Raw genomic sequence first — 15,344 nt, forward strand, 5'->3', positions numbered from 1 at the left:
CCATTGCGCTCAGGCGGCGGAAAACAGCGCGGCGCGCTCAGGGAAAAAGGCCGCGCGCATCGCGTCGTTGGAGGCGGCGTTCACCTCATGGATCTGGCGGCGCTGATCATCGGTGAGCGTGATTCTGGAGCCGGGCCTGGGCAGGCCAAGCCGCGCCACCTTGAACAGCGCGCGAAACAGCGGGTTTGGCGCGCCGGATGCCTTGCGCGCAGACACCAGACGGCCCAGTTTCAAATAGAGCGCCATCTCCTCAGCCGAGAGCGACAGGTTCATGCGCGGCGGCGTTTCCAGCGGCGTGCGGTCAATCCCGGCAACGGCGCAGAAATCATCCAGCAGATCGCCGCCTTCCATGGCATCCTTGACCATCAGGCGGGGTACAAAGCGCTCCTTGCCGACGACTTCGCCCCACATCTGGGCCTTGCGCCAGTAATTCATCTTTTGCAGGCGCTGCTCGAAATGCCGCTCAAAGGTGATCATCTCGCCGCGTTTGACCCGCTCGGAATAGGTGGAGAGCATGAATTCTTCCTGCGGGCGGTAATAGACGACATAGCGCACATCGCTGAAAAACTGGCCAAGGAAAGTGTCGAGGGCGGCGATACGTTTGGGGCTGGACAGCCACGAATGCACCTGCTCGCCTGAGGCGAGATAGGTATCCTCAGCCCAGCTCTGCGCGCCCGTGCGCAGCATGTCCTCATAGCGGTTGACATAGGCCTCCTGGCTGGCGTGGTCACCCACACCCAGCGCGTGGCGTTTGTTCGCCTCTTGCACGGTATCGCCTGCACGGATCACGCCAACGGTTGCCAGTTCCATCTGGGCAAGGTTGCTGGGGTCGAAGGGTTCGCAGCGGAACCCCTGTTCGCAAAGCGCCGCCTGATTGAGCCGGAGGAACGCCTGAATCGAGGTGGTGCCGGATTTCGGCGTTCCGATATGGATGATGGCTTTCATGGCTTTCCCTCGTATATCGTCAGCAACTGGTCCAGATGGGCCTGCATGGTCACCGGGGCCATCGCGCCCTGCCAATAGCTGGCTGGTGTGATGCGTTCCTCCAGCACGGTTTCAAGCACGCGGGCAAAATCGGCGGTATCGCCCGCGCGGAAGGTCAGGTCTGCCGAGCCGCCCAGTTCCTGCGCGCCGCCCCGGTCCGAGGTCAGAAGCGGAATGTGGCGGGCGTGCATTTCGATGGCGACCTGCGGCAGGTTGTCTTCCCACATGACGGGAACAAGGCCTAGGTCCACATCCGCCAGAAGCGCATCCAGCCCGGCATGGGTGTAGCCGTCGATCAGGCGCAGTTCGGCCAGCCGGGGCGCGACGGCTTTCAGGCGCGCCATAACCGACGCCTCGCCGCGCCGGGCGGCGACGGTCAGGCGAATGCAGGCTGCAAGCGCGTCCGGCAGGGCCTCCAGCGCATCGAGCAGGAAAAAGAAGCCCTTGTCGCGGCGCATATAACCCAGATAGGCCAGCCGCACCGTGCCATCCTCCTGCACCATGCGGGGGCGGGGTTGGGTACACTGCCATTTGTCGGCCTCGGTCGTGCCGATATAAGAGGTGTGCAGCTTTTCCGCCGCCAGCCCGTGATGCGCCGCGATCTGGCGCACACGGTCAGAGACGCACAGAACGGCGTCGGCATGGCTGTTGATCAGCGCCACCATGGCCGCACGGCGCGCGGCAAAGGCGGCGCCGGGGTTCAGGTCGGCGGGGGTTGCGGTCTGAGAGGTTACTGGCGAGGCCGCAGGCGCGGGTCGGGGGCGGCGCAGCAGTTTGAGCTTGCGGTAGCTGCGCCATGCAAGGCCCAGCAAGGGGCGGAAACCCTTGTCGAAAACCGGGGTTCCCGGCCCCATGCCCAGCCGGTGCAGGCGCCAGGACAGCGCATGCGCCAGCCGGACTGAGCGCGGATCGGCGCGCACCGGAAGGCAGGTTTCGCAGCGCCGCCCGGCGTCAAAATCAGTGCAGTTCTCGGCCTCGTTGCGCCAGAGGTTCACCTGTGGGCAGAACGGGTAGTAATTGTGCAGCGACAACACCACCCGCGTGGCAGGCCAGCGCGCCTTGACGCGCAGCACATTGGCGGGCAGCCCCTCAAGGTTGTTGAAATGGATCACGTCATAGGGCCCGTTGCGGGCGACGAAATCCATGAAAGTGGCCTCGGTCGCGGTCTCTTCAAGCTGGGCGGGGCTGCCAAAATCGGCATGCGAAGGCGCCATCAGGCCCGCATTGACGATCTCGAACCGGCGTACTGGGACCTCGCCGCGCACGGGGGGCAGTTCAGCCCAACGCGGCGCGGCGCGGCGAAACTCATGCGCAATGCCCGACGACAGGAAATGCGCCTCATTCCCGCCCTGTGCAAGCAGCGCCGCCAGCAGGTTGCGCTGATAGACACTGACACCGCCGCCACGCTTTTCAGGGTCAAGGTAATCAACCCAGTTGTAATACAGAACCTTCATTCAGCCGCCTTGCCGCCGCGCTTTTCCAGCGCTTCAAGGCGGCGCTCCAGGGCGGGAAGGGTTTTGCGCAGGCGCGTGTGGAGATGCATGATTTCGTTGATCAGAAACCCGATCTGGCGGGTATGGGCGAGAGATTCGTCATCTTCGGGTTCGGGCAGATCATTCAGGAAGCGCTCAAGGTTCAGCCCGTTGCCCGGCAGATCGCGCAACCCTTCCAGCCCGGCGCGGGAGGTTTCCAGCAGGGATTCAAACTCGGGGCTGTCCGGGGGCAGGCGCCTTTCTTCCGATGCGAAATATGCAAGGGCGCGTTCGATGCTGGGCCGGATCAGCGCAGGCGGGAAACCGGCGTTGCGGTACAGGCGGATGATCTCCAGCGCGTGCTCGTTGATGCGGGGGTTGGGGTCGGTTTCCGGAAATTCCGCGCCCTGCGGCATGGCATGGCCGATGGCGGCAAGAAAATCGTCATAGAGGGCCGATCCGGCGCGCAGGCGCTCCTCGAACGGTCGCAGGGTCACGCGGTCAGCGCCGAAGATCGACACCCATGGCCGCAGGGCCGCCGTGTAATCCAGATGCACGCTTTCCATGCCGCTGCGCAGGGTGGTGTTGAAGTCCCCGACCGGCAGGCGCATCTTGACCAGCTGGTTGTACCATGAGCGCGTATGCCCCCGCGGCGCCCGCAGATAGGCGATCACGCGAAAGTCGATGCCTTGCGCGTTCGCGATGATGTCGCGCAACCGGCTTTCGGCTGCGGGATGCGCGCCAAGGCGCATGAATTCCTCAGAGCTGATCAGCGCGGCAGGCTGGGGGGCGGCGCGGATATGGTCCAGCATCCCCTCCCACAGGTCTTCCGGGGAGTCCGGCAGGTTGTAATCATGCAGCAAGGTCTCAACACCGGCCGCGCGGTAAAGCGAATAGGCCAGCGCCGAATGCTTGGCGTTCAGCTCAAGAATATCGGGGTAAAGAAGCCCCTCCTGCGCGAAAAGCGCAGCGTTGCGGCGGAAGAACACCTGAAGGGCTGTCGTGCCGGTCTTGAAGTGACCGATATGGATGTAAACTGTCTTGGTCATCTGGTCCCCGGGGCGCGATGCGACCGAATGTCAGCGCGCATCTGACAGGAAGCACCGGGTTTTTCAAGCCATGAGCCGGTTATGCATGGCGATTGCCTCGGGCAGGTCTTCAAAGAACTGAAGCCGCCCGTTATGCAGCAGCATCGCACAGTCGCAATAGTCGCGCAGCTCGTTGAGGTTATGGTTGACCATGATCGCGCCCGAGGTCTTGATGCGTTCGCGAAACAGCTCCCGGCTTTTGCGCTTGAACTTGGCGTCACCCACGGCGGTGACCTCGTCCACCAGATAGGTATCGAACTGGATACCCATGGAGACGGCGAAGGTCAGCCGCGATTTCATCCCTGAGGAATAGGTGCGGATCGGTGCCTGGAAATGGCGCCCCAGCTCGGCGAAATCCTGCACGAAATCGCAGAGCGAGCCGGTATCGACACCGTAAGCGCGGGCGATGAAACGGGTGTTCTGCTCGCCGGTCAGTTCTTTGTGAAAGCTGGAGGCAAGGCCGATGGGCCATGAGATGGCCCCGTCGCTGAGCACGCGCCCGCCGTCTGGCCGGATGGTGCCGGCGACAAGCTGCAGAAGCGTTGATTTGCCCGCGCCGTTTCCGCCCAGCAGCGCCACCGAACGCCCGGTAGGAACGGTCATGTTCAGGCCCTGAAACACAGGGATGTAATCGCCCTTGACCCAGAAGCCTTTGGAGAGGTCTTCAATCCGTATCATCGTCCTGCACTCGTATCGTTGGCCCGTTGCGTCAGGCGGCCCCCTGTTCTGTCAGGCAGTCCGGTTCCGGTTCCCGGATACCGGGCCTCAGCCGCGATCGCGGACAGAGTAATAGATGAGGGCCATGATCGACCATGCCAGGAGCAGGAACATTGCCGTGAGCCCGGTGAGAACCAGACGCTGCGGATATTCGGCGCGGCTGGCCCGCGTGGGGCTGATATAGGTGGCCAGATACAGGCTCTGGCGTGACGCGTTGGAGCGGGCGGCATCCAGCGCGGTCAGCGCGGCGCGATAGGTCTGTTCAGCAAATTCCTGATCCACCCGCAGACTTTCGAACTGGGCGATCAGATTGGGATAGTCGGTGTCAAAGACCGTGACATCCTGGGTGGCAAAGTTCAGCCGCTCTTCCGAGATGCGCGCGCGGATCACGTCGATCCGGCGCTGGGCCTGCCGTACACGCGGGTCGTTGTCGGTGGTGACGACCTGCATCAGCAGGTCAAAATCGACCAGCACCTGCGCAAGCTGCTGCTGAAGGTTGGTCAGCACCCCCATGCGCCCCTGTATATCGGCCATCGGATCGACGATCTGCGTGCGCGCGCGGTATTCCGCCAGGGCCTGACGTGCGCTGCGCAGGCGGGTCAGCGCCTCCTCAAGGTCATTCTCGGCATTGGCGGTGGTGTCGCGCCGGGCGGCCTCGTTCAGGGCGTTGATCATCTGCTCGCTTTCCGCAACGACGGCCTGCGCGATAGCCTGCGCGGTCTGCGCGTCACGCGCGCGCACCTGCATGTCGATCAGGCCTGACGATTTGTCATAGGAAAGCCGCACGACGCGGCGCCAGTACCACAGCAGGTCTTCGATCGAGGCGTCTGGCCAGATGGAGAACACCGGGTCACGGGGCCAGGTCTGTGAATAATGCTCCGCCAGGTCGATGCGGGCGTTGATGCGCTCCACAATCTCCTGGCTTTGCATGAATTCGTAGAGCACATCCGTGTTGGTTGTGCCGCCGCCGCCGCCCATGAAGGCCGACAGGCCGCCCACCAGATCGCTGGCAGAACTGGTCTCTTCGGTGCGCACGGTAAAGCCGGTGTTCGACGCAAACTGATCTTCGGCAAAGATATACAGGTATCCGACGGTCAGCGTGAGCGGCAGAAGGATCAGCGCCACAAGGCTCAGAAGCAGGCCGTAATGGCGCTTGCGCAGGCGCGCGGGCTCAGCCGGGGCTGCGATGGCTGCGAGGTTGTCGGTTGCAAACCCGGCATCATCGTAGTCAGTGGCGTCGGCATTGGCCTTGCGCGCTGCCCTGCGGGCAAGGCGGGCGGCCTTGTTGTCTGGCCGCATACCTTTCGGGCGGTTCGGTCGTGCCTTTGCCTGTCCCGTTTCGGTCAAGGTCTGCTCTCGGTTGTTATGTTTGAATCCGGTCGGGTTTTTCTACATAGTTCCGTCTGAAAACACCAGCACAAGGAATCGCCCCCTGTCCGCGCCCGAGACACCCCTTGCCGCCCCACAGTTCCAGCCGGGGCTGCGGCCAGCCACGCGCGGCACGGCGCAGGGCTTTGCCCCGGTGCGCTCGATCATGGCGCTGATCCTGCGCGAGATGGCCACGCGCTTTGGCCGCAAGCCGGGCGGGTACATCTGGGCGATCGTGCAGCCGCTGGCGATCATCCTGATGCTTGCCTTCGCCTTTTCGCTTCTGATGCGCGCGCCCAGTCTGGGCACCAGCTATATCCTGTTCAAGGCGACGGGCATTCTGGTGTTCCAGATGTTCAAGCAGAATTCGACGCTGATCGCCAAGTCGCTTACGCAGGCCAGTTCGCTGCTGGAGTATCCGCGGATTGCCTGGATTGATACGATCATCGCGCGCTTTGTCCTGAACGTGCTGATCGGGATCAGTGTATCATGGATCATCCTTGGCGGCGTCATGATCTATGAAGACATCCGCACCGTGCTGGACTGGAGCAAGATCCTGACCGCCTATGCGCTGGCCGCGGCCATGGCGATGGGGATCGGCACGCTGAACATCTACATGTTCATGCGTTTCCCGGTGACAGAGAACATCTGGCGCATTCTGACCGCGCCGCTGATGATCATGTCGGGGGTTATCCTCCTCTATGACGACCTGCCGTATCAGGCGCAGCAATACCTCTGGTATAACCCGCTGATCCATATCACCGGCCTGATGCGCGACGGTTTCTATCCGATCTACCGGCCCGAATATATTTCCGTCACCTATGTGCTGATCTGGGCACTGGTGCCGATGGTGCTGGGCCTGCTGCTCGTGCGCCGTCATCACCGTGATCTGCTCAACCGCTAGGACCGGCGCGCTTCACAATATCGGCATGCGGGACATCGGTGCGCCGCGTCAGGCCATCGCGGAGGGCGGACAGGAACAGCCGCAGGAAGGCGCGCCTTTCGCCGCCGTGGTGGCGCAGGCGGCCCAGCCATCGCGGCAGGATCACCAGCAGCACCGGCACAAAGAACACCCCGGTCGCCAGCCGGTAAAGGATCAGCAGGTTGCGGTGGTAGTAATAGACCTTCCACAGGGGCCGGATGCGGCGGTCGGCGGCGGAATAGGTGGTGCTGTCATGCTCAAAGCGCACCGAGGGGTCAAAGCCCAGCCGGAACCCGGCGCGGGTCAGCCCCAGCGTATAGATTGCGTCATCGCCATAGAGAAACAGCCGCCCGTCAGGGTAACCCACCTTTTCAAACACCCGCACCGACAGGAACAGCCCCACGAACGAGGCACCGTCAATCGACCGTGTGCCTGGCGTGGCGAAATCGTCCGCGCCCAGATGAAAGGCGCCGCGCCCGCCGCCCAGTGCCGTGCGCAGCAAAATGCGCTTGTGCCAGAAGGGGTTCAGCGTGGGCCGGTTCATTTCGCACAGGGTGCCGTCAGGGTGGAAAACGGCGGCGGCCAGCCCGTCCAGCCCGCCCGTATCCAGCGCGTGAAAGGCCGCCAGCGCGCCGGGTTCAGGGCGGGCGTCATCGTCCATCACCACCACCCAGTCGGGGCTCAGATGGGCCACGGCATGGCGCAACCCGTTCTCGAACCCGCCCGCCCCGCCGATGTTGGTATCGCTGCGCAGCACCGACAGGCGCGGGTCTGACTGCCCGGCAAGCCAGTCGCCCGTCCCGTCGTCCGAGGCGTTGTCCACCACCAGAACCGCCGCCAGATCATCGGCCGGGGCAGCCAGCAGCGCAGGCAGCGTCACCTGCAGTTGCGCAAGCCGGTTATGGGTGACGACCACGGCGACAAGGCGCAGTTTCGGGCGTGCCTTTTGCGGGTCTGTGAGCGCGCCGGTTTCGTTCCTGTGGGCCGCCTGCATGCGTGTTCCTGTGCTTCGTGACCGCTGCGTGAAGTCACAAAACCACCCGCCTGTCAAACCCTTTGCCCCGCTTCTGCCCGCCGCACTCCGGCCCGGAGGCGTTGCGGAACCGTTAAAATGCGACGGGAAGGCCGCAGATTTGCCATCGTTTCGCGCCGTCCGGCAACCGTCGGCGGGGGCATCACGAAGGTGGTGGGAAATGAGGTGACAGGATGCAGCTGCAATTGCGGGGCGTCGTCGGCTCGGGTGTGGAGCTGCTCGACAACCGGATACGCGACATTGCCGTTCACGTCAGTGATGAGGGCGTGCATGTCTATACGACCACGGGCCGCAATGGCGGGCTGGTGGGATACCGGATTGATGACGATGGCGGGGTCACGGTGAACACCACCGTGATCTTTCCACCCAACCTGACGGCGGTGGTGAGCGAACGGATCGTGCTGGGCGATCATGGCAACGGCCCGGTGTTGTTTGTCGGCGCCACGCCGCAGGGGCTGATCGGCTACGGGATCAGCGGGCAGGGGGGGCTGACGGCGAACCAGCAACTGCGCTGGAGCGATGCGCTGCATTCGGCATCGAACGGCGGGCAGGGGATTGTCGAGGCATGGGTGACGCATGCCGACAACGCGCTGAACCTGTTCCCTCAGGGCTATGCGCAGGGGCAGATCGTCTCGCTGACGCATGTCACGATCAACGGGCGCGAATATGTGCTGGCCGCCGATGCGGGCACCGATGGTGTAACGGTCTTTCGCCGTGACGCCGCCACCGGGCGGCTGACCGAGACCGACGCCATGGGCATGCGGCAGGGGCTGGGTGTTCAGGCGCCGACCGCAATGGAGGTGGTCGAGATCGGCGGCCAGACCTATGTGGTGCTGGCCGCCGGGGGCACCTCGTCGCTGTCGGTGATGCGGCTGGGCGCTGACGGCTCGCTGACCCCGACCGACCATCTGATCGACACGCAGGTCACGCGGTTTGCCGGGGTTCAGGCCATGACGACCGTGACATCGGGTGATCATGTCTTCGTCATCGCGGGCGGGGCCGATCACGGGCTGAGCGTGTTTCTGATGCTGCCCGGCGGCAAACTGGTGCTGCTGGAAACCATCGCCGACGGGGCTGGCACCGCGCTTTTCAATGTCTCCGCCCTGCAGGCCGTAGTGGTGGGGCAGACGCTGCATCTGTTCGCCGGATCGCAGCGTGACACCGGTGTGACCCATTTCACCCTTTCGCTTGAGGATCTGGGGGTGCAGCGCACCGGCAGCACCCGCAATGCCGAGGTGGTGCGGGGCACCGCCGGGAATGACATCCTGATCGCCGGATCGGACCGCGATACGCTTGAGGGGGGCGAGGGTGCCGATATTCTGGTTGCCGGCCCGGGCGCCACATGGATGCGTGGCGGGGCAGGGGCCGATACTTTTGTCATGCGGGCGGGTGGCGGCACGGTGCATGTTCTGGATTTTGAGCGGGGGATTGACCGGCTGGATGTGTCTGACTGGCCCATGCTGCGCAATATCGGGCAGCTGACCATCACCACAACCGCCACCGGTGCGCGGATCGAATACCGGGGCAATGTCATCGTTCTGACGGGTGCGAACCGCGAACCGCTGAGCGTTGATGATCTGTTTCCGGGCGGGCATCTGGGGCCTGACAGGGTTCCCTTTATCCCTGCCGACAACACCCGGCCCATCGAGGAAGAAGAACCACCCGAGCCACGCCCGGAACCACAGCCACAGCCGCAACCTCAACCGCAACCGCAGCCCGAACCCCGACCAGAGCCAGAGCCGGAACCCGACCCGAATGAAGGGCGGGTCCGGCGGGGAACCGCTGGCAATGACACAATCGACGGCGGGCCGGGCAATGACACCATCTGGGGCGGACAGGGCGATGACCTGCTGCGCGGTATCGGGGGTAACAACCTGATCGGCGGCGGCCCGGGGGATGACACCATCTGGGGCGGCACCGGCAATGATACTATCTGGGGCGGGCCGGGGAATGACGTGCTGCGCGGTGGTGGCGGCAACAACGTAATCTGGGGCGGCGGCGGGCGCGATACGCTCTATGGCGGCCCGGGTGATGACCTGCTGGGCGGCGGCGGCGGCGCTGACCTTATCTATGGCGGTGCGGGCAATGACCGGCTCTGGGGTGGGCGGGGCAATGACACGCTGCATGGCGGCGACGGAAACGACACACTGATAGCCGGGCCGGGCACGGACTGGCTGTTTGGCGGCGCGGGTGCCGATACGTTTGTCTTCTACCGCAATGACGACAGAAACCGCGTCATGGATTTCAACCCTGACGAGGGGGACATTCTGCTGCTGTCCGCGGCCTTGTGGCGGCGGTTGGGCGACCTGACGCCTGAGCAGATCGTCGAGCGGTTTGGCGTGGTCACCGCGAATGGCAATATCGTGCTTGATTTCGGGCCGGGGGCGAACACCGTGATCACGCTGGTGGATTTCGACGATCTCGACCTGCTGTCAGACCATATCCATATCCTCTGACGCCTGAGCCAACGGCGCGTCAGAGGCTGGTCAGTGCTTCAGGCTGTCGGCTGAGTCAGAGCGGGCGGCAGTCTTTTCCAGATCGCGGCGCACCCAGCGCATCGCCTCTTCGGCCAGCCGCGCATGTTCGCCGGTCTCGATCAGCGTTTTCAGGCTCTGCAGGGCGCGCGCGATCTCGAATTCGGAAAGGCTGCCCTCAAGAGCGCAGGAAAGCTTGGGGTGCCCGGTGGACTGAAACTGGCGGCTGATCGACAGCTCTTCATGGATCTTTTCGCCGGGTCTGAGGCCGGTGGTGATGATCTCGATATCGCCATCCGGGTTTTCCGGGCTGCGCACGGTATAGCCCACAGCCTCGATCACCTGACGCGCCAGATCAGCAATGCGGACCGGCTTGCCCATGTCCAGCACAAAGATCTCACCGCCCTTCGCCAGGTTCCCGGCCCACAGAACAAGCTGCGTGGCTTCCTGCACGGTCATGAAATAACGGGTGATTTCTTCATGGGTCAGCGTGACCGGACCGCCGCGCAGGATCTGTTCCTGAAACAGCGGAATCACCGATCCGGAGGAGCCGAGCACATTGCCGAAGCGCACCATGGTGAAGGTGGTCTTCTCGGAGCGGCGCGCGAAATCGCTGATCACGATCTCTGCCAGCCGCTTGGAAGCGCCCATGATCCCGGTGGGGCGCACGGCCTTGTCGGTGGAAATCAGGATGAACCGCTCAACCCCGGTGTCCATCGCCGCCTGTGCCAGCGTCTGGGTGCCGAAGACGTTGTTGGTGATCCCGGCCTCAGGGTTTGCCTCAACCAGCGGGACATGTTTATAGGCGGCGGCGTGCAGCACGACCTTGACGCCATGAGTCAGGATGGTGTCGCGCATCTTGCGCGCATCATTGATCGACCCCAGAACCGGGATGATCTCGCAGCCGGTATCTTCGGCCAGCGCGCGTAGTTCACGCTCGACGCTGTAAAGCGAAAATTCAGCGACTTCGAGCAGGATCAGCCGCCTGGGTTTGCAGTTGAGCACCTGGCGGCACAGCTCGGACCCGATCGACCCGCCCGCGCCCGTCACCAGCACCGACTTGCCGCGATAGGCCAGGCAGCCGCCGCTGAGCGTGGAATCCAGATGGGGGCGCCCCAGAAAGCGGCGCGGCAGGACCGGCGCCAGCTTGTCGATGATTTCTTCCTGACCGACAAGCTGCGCAAAGGAGGGTAGCGCCTGCACCTCAACCCCCAGCGTGGCCACGCGGCGCGCGATCTGCGCCTGTCGCGGCGGGCTGAGCGAGGGCATGGCCAGCAAGACGCGGTCCACCGAATGTGCGCGGATCAGGTGTTCCAGCTTGTGCGAGGGGTGCACGGACAGGCCGGCGACGGTGATGTTGTGCAGGACAGAGTTGTCGTCGATGAAGCCCACCGCGCGGATCGCCTCATGCGGTTTGAGGGCCATGGCAAGCTGCATCCCGGTCTTGCCCGCGCCATAGATCAGCACGCGCGTGGCCGGAACATCCTTGCGATAGACCGACAGAAGGAACTGAAGCAGCAGCAACCGGCACAACGCGCTGAGGACCAGAAACACCATGGCAAAGGTGACCGGCGCGCTGGTGGGGCCGGGGGCCTCCATCACGCCGTTGAGCGTGCCCATCAGCGCGGCGAGGCCCAGAGCCAGCATCGCGCTGCGCCCCATCGCCGAAATTTCGTAGGATTTGAGCTGAATGCGCGGCAGGCCAAGCAGCACCGACATGAAACCACTTGCGAGCACAAGCAGCGCCAGCGCTGCCCAATGATCCTGCAGCCAACTGACCGGCATCAGTTCGCCCGTCAGAAGATAGATGGTCAGCGACAGCGAAACCGGAACCAGCGCCATATCCAGGCTCAGAAGGATCGCCTGTTTCGCACGCCGCGACAGCGATTTCACAAAGCCTAGCATTCTTCGTCCCCTGACAACATTCTGTCGCTTACTTATGTCACAATATACCGTCACTATGGCGCAGGGCCTGCCGGGTTGCGAGTGGACGGTGATGACACGCCGCCTCCACCCAAGGCGTTTTTGCAATGGAAACGCAGAAATTTCGAGCGCTTTTTTTTGCTGCGCAAGCCGATGGGCGGTTTTTGGGCGGCATAGGCGACTAATCGCCCAGTTTTGCTGCCGCTTGTCTGTTTGTGAAAAAGTGTGGAACATCGACAAAGGCTGGGGATTAAACTAAGAATGGAATGCGCTAGCGTTTCGCAAACAAATTAACAGAACCTGAATGGAGGCCCCGTTGAGCCGCATCACAAAAGCCGTTTTCCCGGTGGCAGGCTTGGGAACCCGTTTTCTTCCGGCGACCAAGGCAATGCCGAAAGAGCTGCTTCCGATTATCGACAAGCCGATTGTCCAGTTTGCCGTGGAAGAGGCCATTGCGGCGGGGATAACCGAACTGGTGTTCGTCACCGGCCGCAACAAGCGCGCGATCGGCGATCATTTCGATGCCAATCTTGAGCTTGAGATGCAGCTGGCCGCCAAGGGCAAGCACGAAATCCGCGAGATGGTGCGCAATATCGTTCCTGAAGGCGTGAGCTGCATTTTCGTGCGGCAGGCAGAGCCGCTGGGGCTGGGCCATGCCGTCCTGTGCGCAGCGCCCGCGGTGGGCAACCAGCCCTTCGCAGTGCTGCTGGCCGATGACCTGATGAAGGGTGTCCGCCTGCCCACGCAAGACCTTGTCGAGGCCTATGACCGCTCCCCGCGCAACCTGCTTTGCGTCAATGAGGTGGCCCGCGAAGAGGTCTCGAAATATGGCATCGTGGTACCGGGCGCGCAGGATCTGGGCGATCAGGTTGCCGTGGCCGGGCTGATTGAGAAACCGTCGGCCGATAAAGCGCCCTCGCTGCTGGCCTCGTTCGGGCGCTACGTGTTCGAGCCTGAGATTTTCGGCATCCTGCGCACGCTCACGCCCGGTACCGGCGGCGAGATCCAGCTGGCCGATGCCATCGACATTCTGGCGAAGGAAGGCAAGGTGGCTGCGCTGAAATGCAGTGCCACGCGCTATGACTGCGGCGACAAGTTCGGCTATCTGTCAGCCATCGTCGATCATGCCGCCGACCACCCAGATTACCGCGACGCCTTTTTCACGCTCGTGCGTGAGCGGCTCGCTGCTCATGATGAGCAACAGGGCGCACGAACCGCAGCGCATTGACACCGCTGACTTGACATCCCGCGCGCGGCGTTGTCTTGCAGTGGGGTGTCTTGTTTCGGAGCGTATGAATGACTCATGTGCTGGTGACGGGCGGCGCCGGATATATCGGCTCGCATGCCTGTAAGGCGCTCGCGGCGCGTGGTTTTGTGCCGGTGACCTTTGACAATCTCAGCACGGGTTGGGCGCAGGCCGTCAAATTCGGCCCGCTGGTGCAGGGCGATCTGACCGATCGCGCCGCACTGGACGCCGCTTTCCGGGAGTATGCCCCGGTTGCCGTGATGCATTTCGCCGCCGCCAGTCTGGTAGGGGAGTCGATGTCGAACCCCGGGAAATACTGGCGTAACAACGTTATGGGCTCGCTCAACCTGATCGAGGCCGCAGCGGCTGCGCAGTGTCAGGAGTTCGTCTTTTCCTCAACCTGCGCGGTTTATGGTGAGCAGGATGGCGTTGTCCTGACCGAGGCAAGCCACAAGGCGCCGATCAATGCCTATGGCTCTTCCAAACGTGCGGTTGAGGAAATCCTGCGCGATTTCGGGGTCAGCCACGGCCTGCGCTCGGTCATTTTCCGCTATTTCAACGTGGCCGGGGCGGACCCTGAAGGGGTGTTGGGTGAATACCATCGCCCTGAGACGCATCTGATTCCGGTAATGCTGGAGGCCATCGACGGCCAGCGCCCTGAACTGGTGATCCATGGCGAGGATTATCCCACCCATGACGGCACCTGTGTGCGCGACTACGTCCATGTTTTCGATCTGGCCGAGGCGCATGTGCTGGGGCTGGAATGGCTGCGCGAGGGCAAGGGCAGTCAGGTGTTCAATCTGGGCACCGGGGTTGGCTTCAGCGTGCGCGAGGTGATCGGCCATTGCCGCGCGGCCACTGGCAAGACAGTGCCGCACCGCTTTGGCCCGCGCCGGGCGGGGGATGCCGCCAGTCTGGTTTCCGGCAGTCACCGCGCCATTGATCTGCTGGGCTGGGAGCCGCAGCGCTCGTCGTTGCGGCTGATGATCCGTGATGCGTGGCACTGGCACCGGAACGGAGGTTACTCTGGCTGAGGCGGCCCCGGTCTGCAACAGGGGTTCAGGCCGCTATGCCCTGATGCCCAGCCGGTCCAGCACGATATTTTCGGCCTCTTCCCAGATCGCGGGCTGGATAATGCGGGCATAGGCTGCGTGCGCCCGCTCGATGATCGCCTCGCAAAGCGCTGGATTGGCCTCAAGATATTCAAACTTCTCGCGCAGATCGGTCAGGCCCGGGGCGATGGGAACGTAATGCACCCATGGCTTGAGGAAGTAATCGGGCAGAACCTCGTATTCAGTTTCTTCCTTCAGGGCGAGGCTGTTGGTGTTGAGTATCCAATAGGTCTGCGTGGCCACGTCATGCCCGGCGGGGCATAGCAGGTAGCGGTGTTCAAGCATGACATCGGGCTTCACCTGACGGCCCAGATACTTGTTTCTCCGCGCCTCTCCCGGTTCCAGCTTCAGCTTCCGCCGGTTCATGCCAAAGCGCATGTCGCAGAATTCGCGGTTGGCCGCCCCGAAAACCACGGCGCGGGCGCGTGAGTTCCATGCGGCGGCCTCCTCAACCGCGGTAATGTCTGTCGGCTTGCCGGGGGTGCTGCGATGAAAGGGGTTCAGCCAGCGCCCGCCACTGAACGCGCCGCGCCAGTAGATCATCGGTTTCTTGTCCTGAAACCGCAATGTCTCGACAATTTCGCGCTGAAAGGTGCCGCCCAGCTTTTCGCTGGGCTCATAATACCCCGGCAGGCGCCACAGCACCGCGCTCTGACTGCCCCTGCGGCGGTTGTATTGCAGGATGTTCACTTCGCGCCCGAAATAGAACTCGGGGTCAAAGGGGACCGCGTCGCGCATATTGGCGACGACAGCGCCCCGCACCCGCCCGCGCAGGCTCTGAATCAGCTCAATCGTGCGCTCGGCCTTGTTCATGCGCAGGTTTTCGTCGGTATCCAGCGCCGTTATCGGCCGTGAGGCCATCTCGCGCCGGTTGTTCTTCTGGAAATACAGCATGCCGGTGTCAAAATCGCACAGCGTGATCAGGCTGGCGGGATAATCGCCCAGCAGGCGGGGCTTGTCGCGCAGCCAGCGATTGTCAGGGCAAACCTGCGGGCACATGAACTC

Annotated in this window: 12 protein-coding genes; 4 read left to right on the forward strand and 8 right to left on the reverse strand. The window is 63.3% G+C overall.

Annotation, left to right across the window (positions count from 1 at the left end):
- Positions 1–9: 9 nt before the first annotated feature.
- The 5 genes from V7Q53_RS08870 to V7Q53_RS08890 all read right to left on the reverse strand — a co-directional run bounded on the left by V7Q53_RS08870 (position 10) and on the right by V7Q53_RS08890 (position 5,560).
- Positions 10–945: a hypothetical protein gene (locus V7Q53_RS08870; RefSeq protein WP_333828179.1), complete on the reverse strand. Its 936-nt coding sequence runs from the start codon at positions 943–945 to the stop codon at positions 10–12.
- On the reverse strand, positions 942–2,438 hold the full coding sequence (locus V7Q53_RS08875; RefSeq protein ID WP_333828180.1) for a glycosyltransferase: 1,497 nt from the start codon (positions 2,436–2,438) through the stop codon (positions 942–944). The genes V7Q53_RS08870 and V7Q53_RS08875 overlap by 4 nt, the downstream gene beginning before the upstream one ends.
- Positions 2,435–3,505 (reverse strand): sulfotransferase family protein, encoded by a 1,071-nt coding sequence (locus V7Q53_RS08880; protein WP_333828181.1) that lies wholly within the window; start codon positions 3,503–3,505, stop codon positions 2,435–2,437. Before V7Q53_RS08880 ends, V7Q53_RS08875 begins: the two co-directional genes overlap by 4 nt.
- A gap of 63 nt (positions 3,506–3,568) precedes the next feature.
- Complete coding sequence (locus tag V7Q53_RS08885) at positions 3,569–4,222, reverse strand: ABC transporter ATP-binding protein (RefSeq protein ID WP_333828182.1); 654 nt, start codon at positions 4,220–4,222, stop codon at positions 3,569–3,571.
- Positions 4,223–4,309: 87 nt separating this feature from the next.
- Complete coding sequence (locus V7Q53_RS08890; protein ID WP_333828183.1) at positions 4,310–5,560, reverse strand: sugar transporter; 1,251 nt, start codon at positions 5,558–5,560, stop codon at positions 4,310–4,312.
- 235 nt (positions 5,561–5,795) lie between these two features.
- Between V7Q53_RS08890 and V7Q53_RS08895 the strand changes: the two genes are divergently transcribed.
- Positions 5,796–6,533: an ABC transporter permease gene (locus V7Q53_RS08895; protein ID WP_333828184.1), complete on the forward strand. Its 738-nt coding sequence runs from the start codon at positions 5,796–5,798 to the stop codon at positions 6,531–6,533.
- On the opposite strand, the gene V7Q53_RS08900 is transcribed toward V7Q53_RS08895, so the two are convergent.
- Entirely contained in the window at positions 6,523–7,545 is a 1,023-nt protein-coding gene (locus V7Q53_RS08900) for a glycosyltransferase (protein WP_333828185.1), read from the reverse strand. The genes V7Q53_RS08895 and V7Q53_RS08900 overlap by 11 nt on opposite strands.
- A gap of 212 nt (positions 7,546–7,757) precedes the next feature.
- Between V7Q53_RS08900 and V7Q53_RS08905 the strand changes: the two genes are divergently transcribed.
- Positions 7,758–10,040 (forward strand): calcium-binding protein, encoded by a 2,283-nt coding sequence (locus tag V7Q53_RS08905; RefSeq protein WP_333828186.1) that lies wholly within the window; start codon positions 7,758–7,760, stop codon positions 10,038–10,040.
- A 30-nt stretch (positions 10,041–10,070) separates the two neighbouring features.
- On the opposite strand, the gene V7Q53_RS08910 is transcribed toward V7Q53_RS08905, so the two are convergent.
- Complete coding sequence (locus V7Q53_RS08910) at positions 10,071–11,963, reverse strand: polysaccharide biosynthesis protein (protein ID WP_333828187.1); 1,893 nt, start codon at positions 11,961–11,963, stop codon at positions 10,071–10,073.
- 334 nt (positions 11,964–12,297) lie between these two features.
- On the opposite strand from V7Q53_RS08910, the gene galU reads away from it, so the two are divergent.
- Positions 12,298–13,209, forward strand: a complete 912-nt coding sequence (galU, locus tag V7Q53_RS08915) for a UTP--glucose-1-phosphate uridylyltransferase GalU (protein WP_333828188.1) — start codon at positions 12,298–12,300, stop codon at positions 13,207–13,209.
- A 68-nt stretch (positions 13,210–13,277) separates the two neighbouring features.
- On the forward strand, positions 13,278–14,261 hold the full coding sequence (galE, locus tag V7Q53_RS08920) for a UDP-glucose 4-epimerase GalE (protein ID WP_333828189.1): 984 nt from the start codon (positions 13,278–13,280) through the stop codon (positions 14,259–14,261).
- A 33-nt stretch (positions 14,262–14,294) separates the two neighbouring features.
- On the opposite strand, the gene V7Q53_RS08925 is transcribed toward galE, so the two are convergent.
- Positions 14,295–15,338, reverse strand: a complete 1,044-nt coding sequence (locus V7Q53_RS08925; RefSeq protein ID WP_333828190.1) for a glycosyl transferase family 90 — start codon at positions 15,336–15,338, stop codon at positions 14,295–14,297.
- Between the last annotated feature and the right edge of the window lie 6 nt (positions 15,339–15,344).

Origin of the sequence: Pararhodobacter sp., from assembly GCF_036802785.1 — a bacterium.
Classification (GTDB): Bacteria; Pseudomonadota; Alphaproteobacteria; order Rhodobacterales; family Rhodobacteraceae; genus Pararhodobacter.